The 8,094-nt window shown below is 73.1% G+C and carries 7 protein-coding genes; 1 reads left to right on the forward strand and 6 read right to left on the reverse strand.

Features of this window, described 5'->3' with window-relative positions; translation table 11 throughout:
- Positions 1-13: 13 nt before the first annotated feature.
- The 6 genes from steA to ACZCAH_RS15020 are packed head-to-tail and all read right to left on the reverse strand — an operon-like array spanning position 14 to position 6,537.
- On the reverse strand, positions 14-1,192 hold the full coding sequence (gene steA, locus ACZCAH_RS14995) for a putative cytokinetic ring protein SteA (RefSeq protein ID WP_464341847.1): 1,179 nt from the start codon (positions 1,190-1,192) through the stop codon (positions 14-16).
- Positions 1,189-2,931 carry a DNA repair protein RecN gene (recN, locus tag ACZCAH_RS15000; RefSeq protein WP_464341848.1) on the reverse strand — a complete coding sequence of 581 codons (1,743 nt, stop codon included), beginning with the start codon at positions 2,929-2,931 and terminating at the stop codon, positions 1,189-1,191. Before recN ends, steA begins: the two co-directional genes overlap by 4 nt.
- A gap of 9 nt (positions 2,932-2,940) precedes the next feature.
- A complete protein-coding gene (locus ACZCAH_RS15005) occupies positions 2,941-3,885 on the reverse strand; it encodes an NAD kinase (RefSeq protein WP_464341849.1) in 945 nt (314 codons plus the stop codon).
- A gap of 5 nt (positions 3,886-3,890) precedes the next feature.
- A complete protein-coding gene (locus ACZCAH_RS15010; RefSeq protein WP_464341850.1) occupies positions 3,891-4,733 on the reverse strand; it encodes a TlyA family RNA methyltransferase in 843 nt (280 codons plus the stop codon).
- Complete coding sequence (locus tag ACZCAH_RS15015) at positions 4,730-5,743, reverse strand: HAD-IIA family hydrolase (protein WP_464341851.1); 1,014 nt, start codon at positions 5,741-5,743, stop codon at positions 4,730-4,732. Before ACZCAH_RS15015 ends, ACZCAH_RS15010 begins: the two co-directional genes overlap by 4 nt.
- Positions 5,743-6,537 (reverse strand): tetratricopeptide repeat protein, encoded by a 795-nt coding sequence (locus tag ACZCAH_RS15020; protein ID WP_464341852.1) that lies wholly within the window; start codon positions 6,535-6,537, stop codon positions 5,743-5,745. The genes ACZCAH_RS15015 and ACZCAH_RS15020 overlap by 1 nt, the downstream gene beginning before the upstream one ends.
- Before the next feature lie 39 nt (positions 6,538-6,576).
- Between ACZCAH_RS15020 and ACZCAH_RS15025 the strand changes: the two genes are divergently transcribed.
- Positions 6,577-7,941 (forward strand): hypothetical protein, encoded by a 1,365-nt coding sequence (locus ACZCAH_RS15025; protein ID WP_464341853.1) that lies wholly within the window; start codon positions 6,577-6,579, stop codon positions 7,939-7,941.
- The last annotated feature ends 153 nt before the right edge of the window (positions 7,942-8,094 follow it).

An 8,094-nucleotide genomic window follows, 5' to 3' on the forward strand; every position in this document is an offset into this window, starting at 1 on the left:
GGGTCGGACCCTCCTACGACCCGGTGGCCCGGGGGAAGAACAGCGTGGTGAACCAGGACAGCATCCCATCCAGCCGGGCACCCATCAGCTGGACGACGGCCTGCCCGCCCGGCGTGGCCCACAGGGCCACCGCGAGGGCGGCGAGCCCGGCGACCGCGAGCAGCAGGAGCTGGACGGTGGAGATGCGCTGGCGGTAGAGGCGGGAGACGCCCTTCGCGTCGACGAGCTTGGAGCCGATCCGCAGGCGGGTGAGGAAGGTGGAGCTCATCCCGGGGCGGCCCTTGTCCAGGAACTCCTCGAGCGTGCCGTGGGTGCCGACGGCCACGATCACGGAGGCCCCCTTCTCGTCGGCGAGGAGCATGGCGATGTCCTCGCTCGTGCCCGAGGCGGGGAAGAGCACCGCCTGCTCGCCGAGCCCCAGGCCGGCGAGGCGCTCGAGGCCGGGGGCGCGGCCGTCGCGATAGGCGTGGACGACGAGCTCCGCGCCGCTGGCGAGCGCGCGGTCCGAGACCGAGTCCATGTCCCCGATGATCATGTCGGGGCGGAAACCCGCCTCGATCACCGCATCGGCCCCGCCGTCGACGCCGATGATCACGGGGCGGTTCTCGCGCAGGAACGGGCGGAGGGTCGCGAGGTCCTCCTTGTAGTGGTAGCCGCGTACGACGATGAGCACTGGGCGGCCGTCGATGCGGGTGCGGACGTCGGGGGCGCCGATCCCGTCCAGCAGCAGGTCCCGCTCGCGGAGCATGTACTCCATGGTGTTCTCGGCGAAGAGCTCGAGCTGCTCGGAGAGACCTTCGCGGGCGATCTCGAGCGCGGCGGTGACGGTGGCCTGGTCCTGGGCGACGCCGCGCGCGACGACGACCTCCTCGAGCAGCACCTCGCCGTCGCGGACGGTGATGGTCTGCCCGTCGCGGATCCCTTCGAAGAGCGCGGGGCCGAGGGCGTCGACGAGCACCACGTCGCCGTCGAGCAGGATCTGCGGGCCGGCGTTGGGATAGCGGCCCGACGTCGAGGCGGCGGCGTTGAGGACCGCGGCGGGCTGCCGCTCGACGAGCGCCTCGGCCGCGACGCGGTCCACGTCCTCGTGGTCGATGATCGCGATGTCGCCGGGCTGGAGGCGCTTGGTGAGGTCCTTCGTGCGTCGGCCGAGCCGGGCGGTGCCGGTGACCTGCGCGCGCTGCGGGCTCATCGGCGACCCCGGCCGGGCGCCGCGTCCTCGGCCATGGTGCGGGCCTCGTCCAGCAGCTCCTCGGCGTGGGCGAGGGCGAGATCGGAGGTGTCCCCGGCGAGCATCCGCGCGAGCTCCTCGATACGCCCGGCGCGGTCCAGGCCGTGCACGGTCGAGCTGGTCGCGCCCTCGGCGGAGGACTTCACGATCTGCAGATGGGTGCCCGCGTGCGCGGCGACCTGCGGCAGATGGGTGACGACGATGACCTGGGCGTGGCGGGCGAGCCGGGCGAGGCGCTGGCCGACGGCGAGGGCCGCGCGCCCGCCGATCCCCGCGTCGATCTCGTCGAACACGAACACCGGTGCGGCGGTGCGGTCGCTGCGGGAGGCGGAGAGAGCCACCTCGAGGGCGAGCATCACGCGGGAGAGCTCGCCGCCGGAGGCGGCCTGGCCGACGGGCAGGTGCTCGGCCCCGGGATGCGGCGCGAGCAGGATCTCGACCCCGTCGCGGCCGTGGGAGCGCGCGGCGCGGGCGGAGACGTCCACGCGGATCGCCGCATCGGGCATCTCGAGATGCCGCAGCTCCTCCTGCACGGCCGCGGACAGGGCGGCGGCGGCCGCGGTGCGCGCGGCGGTGAGTTCCTCCGCCGTCGTCTCGAGCTCGTGCTCGAGCGTCTCCAGGCGCTCCGCCGCCTCCCCACGTCGCCGCTCGGCGCCCTCGTAGCGGTCGAGGTCGACGGCGGCGGTGCGGGAGGTGGTCAGCAGTGCGGTGACGTCCGTCGCGGGCCCGTCCGCGCCCGGGAACAGCCCGCCCAGGTCGCGCACCAGCACGGTCAGCTCGTGGAGTCGCTCGTGGGCCTGCTCGAGCCGTCCCGGGGAGGCGTCGATGTCCTCGGCGTAGCGGATCAGCTCGGCGGAGAGGTCGGAGAGCTCGAGCCGGGCGGTCTCGAGCCGGTCGACGAGCGGGGAGAGGGTGCGGTCGGTGCGGGAGGCCCGGCCGACGGCCTCGGCGGCGAGGTCCAGCAGGGCCGCCGCCGCGGGGCCGTCGTCGTCGCCGACCAGGGCGAGGCTCGCGCGCTGGGCGGCGCCGCGCAGCTCCTCGGCGCTGCCGAGGCGCTCGAGCTCCGCGCGCAGGTCGTCGTCCTCCCCGGGCTGCGGGTCGAGGGCCTCGATCCTCTCGAGCGCTTCGACGAGGACCGTCCCGCGGCGCTCACGCTCGGCGAGGAGCAGGTCGAGCTCCCCCAGCTCGGCGACGAGGGCGGTGCGCTCGCGCCACAGTTCGCGGTGACGACCGAGCGGATCGCCGATCTCCGTCTCGGCGAAGCGGTCGAGCGCCTCGCGCTGCGCCTCGGGGTCCCGCAGCCGCTGCTGATCGGACTGCCCGTGGACGGTGACGGCAGTGCCGACGAGGCGGGAGAGGGTCCCGATCGGCACCGGGACTCCCCCGATCTGGGCCCGGGAGCGGCCGTCGCGGGTGACGCGGCGGACGACGAGCACCTCGCCGTCCTCCTCCTCGGCGCCGAGCTCGTCGAGCGCGGCGGCGAGCTCGCCGTGGCCGGTCAGGGCGAGCGTGCCGTCCACGGTGCTCGCCTCGCGGGTGCGGCCCCGGTCCAGCCTGCCGCCGAGGAGCATGGTCAGGCCCGTGACGATCATGGTCTTGCCGGCCCCGGTCTCGCCGGTGAGCGCGGTGAAGCCGGGCCCGAACTCGAGCAGGGCGTCATCGATCACGCCGATGCCGCGGATGCGCAGGGTGGAGAGCATGCGGGGCCCTCAGCGGGTGCGGGGGCCGCGGCCGCGCCAGCCGACGACGGGCAGCTGGAACTTCTCGACCAGGCGATCGGCGAAGGGGGTCGGCGCGAGACGGACCAGGCGCACGGAGTGCTCGGAGAGACGGGCCTCGATGCGCATCCCCGCGCCGATGTCCGCCCCGCGACGGCCGTCGAGGGTGAGGATCGCGTCCTCGCGGTTGTCCAGGACCATCTCGACGGCGACCTCGGAGGAGCGGCCGAGCACGAGGGGCCGGGCGAAGAGCGCGTGGGCCGCGAGGGGGATCAGCAGCATCGCGTCGACCTCGGGCCAGATCACGGGGCCGCCCGCGCTGAAGGCGTAGGCGGTGGAGCCGGTCGAGGTGGACAGCAGCACGCCGTCGGCTCCGAAGCTCGAGACGGGTCGGCCGTCGATCTCGATCGCGACGTTGATCATCTTCTGCCGGTCGGCCTTCTCGAGCGAGGCCTCGTTGAGCGCCCAGTGGCGGGCGACGGGCTCGTCGTGATCGTCGAGCACCGTGATGTCGAGGGTCGAGCGCTTCTCGATCTCGTACTCGCCCTCGAGGAGACGGGCGACGGTGATCGCGAGATCCTCGACCTCGCTCTCGGCGAGGAAGCCGACATGGCCCAGGTTCACGCCGTGCACGGGGACGTCGGCGTCGCGGACGGCCTCGAGCGCACGGAGGATGGTGCCGTCGCCGCCGAGGACGATGCCCAGCTCGACCAGGTCTGCCGCGGAGACGGCGTCGAGCACGTCGACCCCGCCGTTGGTGAGGAAGGTCAGCAGGCGGGGCGGCGCCTCCCCCTCGGGGAGGGCGAGGATCTCGTCGACCTGCTCGTCGACGACCACGCCGCGCACTCCGCGGCGACGCAGCTCCTCGAGGACCGTCAGCATCGCGTTCAGGGCCGCACGCCGACCGGTGTGGACGTAGAGGAGGAACCGTCGCATCGTGGTCAGTCCTCCTGGGGTGCGGGATCGGTGGCGCGCCGGCGCGCTCGGTCTTCGCGCACGGCGACCCCGATCATGTCATAGGCCTCCTGGTCGGGGACGGAGGCGTCGCCGGGTCGCAGATGGACGAAGTACTCCCGGTTGCCGTCCTGTCCCGGCAGGGCGCTGGGGCCGACGGCGCGCAGCGCGAGGCCCTCCTCCGCGGCGGCGTCGACGACCCCTTCGACGGCGCGGATCCGAGCCGCGGGGTCGGTCACGACGCCCGTGCGGGGCAGCGCGATGCGGCCCACCTCGAACTGCGGCTTGACCATCAGCAGCAGGTCGCCTCCGGGACGGAGGACGCCGGCGAGGGCCGGCAGGACGGTGCGCAGCGAGATGAACGAGAGATCGGCGACGATCAGGTCGACGTCGGTGCCCAGCAGCGCCGGATCGAGATCGCGGACGCTGGTGCCGTCGCGGACCACGACCCGCGGGTCGCGACGGACGTGCTCGGCGAGCTGGTCGTGCCCGATGTCGACCGCGTGCACCCTCACCGCCCCGCGGCGCAGGAGGACGTCGGTGAAACCGCCCGTGGAGGCGCCGGCGTCGAGGCACTCGGCGCCGGTCGGGTCCAGCTCCAGGGCGTCGAGGGCGCCGAGCAGCTTGTGCGCGGCGCGCGAGGCGTACTCGACGCCGTCGGGGACGGCGACGACCTCGAGCAGGGCTCCGTCGGGGACCGGGGTCGAGGGCTTGCGCACCTCGCGTCCGTCGAGCCGGGCCCGGCCCTCCTCGAGGATGCGTCGCGCCTGCGTGCGGGAGCGGGCGAGACCCGCCGCGACGAGCGCGACGTCGACCCGCTGGACGGTCACCGTGCGTCCGGGCGCACCTCGGCGCCGTCGGCGTCGAGCAGGCGCCCCGTCCAGGCAGCGTCCGGGGAGTGGGTGCGCAGGAGAGCCAGCACGGCCCGGAGGACGCGGGGGTCCTCGACCTCGCCGGACAGGGTGATGTCGCCGTCCTGCCAGGCGGCGCCGACGGGTCCGCAACGGGCGCGGTCGCGATCGACGACCGGCAGGGGGAACGGCGCGGTGAGCTGCTCGAGATCGGGCGTGATGTAGGTGGGGCGGCGCACCGGCTCCGCGCGGAGAGCGCTGTCGACGCCGTCGACCCCGGTGAGGACGAGGAGCGTCGCGATCTCCGCGCGGACCCCGCCCTCGATGTCGGTGTCGAGGCGGTCGCCGATGACGAGCGCGTGCCGCGCTCCGCAGCGCGCCGCGGCGACCTGGAACATGCCCGGCTCCGGCTTGCCGGCGACCTCCGGGACGGCACCGGTGGCGTGCCGCAGCGCGGCGACCATGGAGCCGTTGCCCGGGGCGAGCCCCTGCTCGGTGGGGAGGGTCGCGTCGACGTTGGTGGCCATCCAGCGGGCACCTCGGCGGATGGCGTAGGCGCCCTCGGCGAGCCGACGCCAGCCGAGGTCCGGGGACCAGCCCTGGACGACGGCGACGACGTCCTCCGCGTCCGCCTCCACCGGCTCCAGGCCGTCGGCCCGGACCTGCTCGGCGAGACTCGGCCCGCCGACGACGAGCACCTTCGCCCCCGGCTCGAGATCCTCGGCGAGCAGGCGCGTGGCGACCTGCGGCGAGGTCACGAACTCCGCGGCGTCGGCGGGGATGCCGATGCCCCGGAGGTGCTCGGCGGCCTGCTCCGGGGTGCGCGAGGCGTTGTTGGTCGCGAAGGCCACGGGGCGTCCCGCTGCGCGTGCGGCCGCGACCGCTTCCGCACCGTGCGGGATCGGCCGCGCGCCGTGCATGAGCGTGCCGTCCAGATCGAACAGCAGCGCGTCATGGAGGTCCAGGAGCGAAGGATCCACGAGGGGCATCAGGCGCGGACCTCCGGGTCCTCCGCCACAGCCGATTCCTCGGTCTCCGACGGCTCCTCCATGCCCTCGATGTCCTCCACCTCGTCGGGAGTCTCCTCCTCGTCGAGCTCCTCGTCACCGTCGAGCTCCTCGGTGTCCGCGTCCGACGCGTCCGCACGGTCAGCAGCCTCGAAGGACTCCGTCGGCAGCGGGGCCGCCTCCTGCTCGTCCGCCGCCGGCGCGTCCGTCTCGTCCGTCTCGTTTGGTTCGTCGTCCGCGTCGGCGTCGGGGTCGTAGGCGTCGATCACGGAGACCTGCTCCTCGTCCTCCCAGGTGGGGACGACGGGCTCCTGCTGCGGGGCCGGCCGGCCGAGGCGCTCCGCCGCGTCGGTGAGACCCTCGGTGTCGGTGTCCGCGGCGAGGGTGAGCCAGCGACGAGCCTCCTCCGCGCGGTCGGCGCGCTCGAGCAGCTCGGCGTATGCCGCCCAGAGCCGGACCTGCCACTTGCCGTCGACCTTCTGGCGCAGAGCCGGGATCTCGAGCGTGCGCAGAGCCGTCTCGGTGTCGCCGGTGTCTGCGTAGGCGCCAGCGACCACGATCATCAGCTCGATCGTGGCCGAGACGCCGAGGTCGCTCGCCTCGTCGGAGGCGGCGATGTCCAGTGCGCGCTCGGGGCGTCCCAGCCCGCGCTCGGAGTCGGCGATCAGGGGGAGCACATCGGTACGGCCGGTGATGCGCAGAGCGGTCCGCAGCTCGCGGACGGCCGTGCGGTAGTCGCCGGCGCGATAGGCGAGCACGCCGTACGTCTCGCGCACGGCACCGATGCGGCCACCGATGCGCGCGGCGAACTTGGCATGCGCCTGAGAGGTCTCCTGATCGTCCGCCTCGAGCACGAGAGCGGCGACGAGGTGCTGCGCGACTCGATCAGCGGTCTCCCGGCTCAGACCCTTCAGCTCGTCCTGAACGTCCTGGTCGAGCTCGGCCCCCGTGATTCCGTCCGGGATCCGCGGTTCGAAGGGACGATCAGCGCGCGCTTCCTGCCCCGGGCGCGAGGTGCGCCGGTCGTCGCGTCCGCGCCGCTCCTCACCGTCACGGGCCGGGCGGCGGTGGTCGTTGCCATGCCCGTAGGGACGGTCGTTCCGATCACCGTAGGAGCGCTTCTCGCCACGGTCACCGTAGAGACGCTTCTCCCCGCCCTCGCGGTAGGGACGCTTCTCGCCACGATCGCCGTAGGGACGCTTCTCGCCACGATTGCCGTAGGGACGGTCGTTCCGATCACCGTAGGGACGCTTCTCGCCACGATCACCGTAAGAACGCTTCTGGCGATCGCCGTAGGGACGGTCGTTCCGATCACCGTACGAACGCTTCTCGGTGCGGTCACCGTAGGAACGCTTCTCGCCACGATCACCGTAGGGACGCGCCTCGGTGCGGTCACCGTACGAAGGCCTCTCGCCACGATCACCGTAGGAACGCTTATCGCCACGGTCACCGTAGGAACGCTTCTCGCCGCGGTCACCGTAGGAACGCTTCTCGCCGCCCTCGCGGTACGGACGCTTCTCCGAGCGCTCACCGTACGGACGCTTCTGGCCACCCTCGCGGTACGGACGCATCTCCGAGCGGTCATTGTCGGAACGCTTCTCGCCACGGTCACCGTAGGGACGCTGTACACCACCGTCGCGGTAGGGACGACGCTCGCCGTCACCACGGGGCCCGGAGAAGGAACGCGGACCACCATCACGGCGGTCGTCCCCGAATCCGCTTCGGCGACGATCTCCGGACCCGGATCGATCGGGGCGAGATCCCTCGGGACGCGACGAACGGCGCTCCCGGCCCTCGTCATCGCGGGAACGCCCGGTGTACGGGCCGCGCCCGGTCGACGGGCGGCGTGCGCCCTGCTGCTCGCGGCGGTGCTGGCCGCCGCTCTCGCGCTCGTTGTTCCTGTCCTCAGACACTGTGGACCGTCCGTCTCGTCGTGCTCGCTGTCATCGCCCTATGCGCTTATCGATCACCGAGCCTATGCGACCCCTTCGCGGAGACCGGACAGTAGGCATGCATCCGTGAGCGCTCTCACCAGCGCAGCGCACAGCCCGTCACATTCCGACGGGTCGACACAGGAGCGGGGTCACACCACGGAGCGCAGGGCCGGCAGCCGACTGGACCTGGCCGCCGGCACGGCAGGTACTCGCATGATCGCCAGCGCGGTAGAGCAGAACGAATGAGCCGGCTCCGCCCCCAGACGCCGAAGCCCGACCACGCGAAGAAATCCGCGCTCGGGCATAAAAAAAAGGGAGTGGGAGGAGCGAAACCCCGAAAGGGTCTCCAGCTCACTCCCACTCCCACAAAGATGTCCGGCGGCGACCTACTCTCCCACA

The organism is Brachybacterium sp. B718/18 (assembly GCF_055454375.1).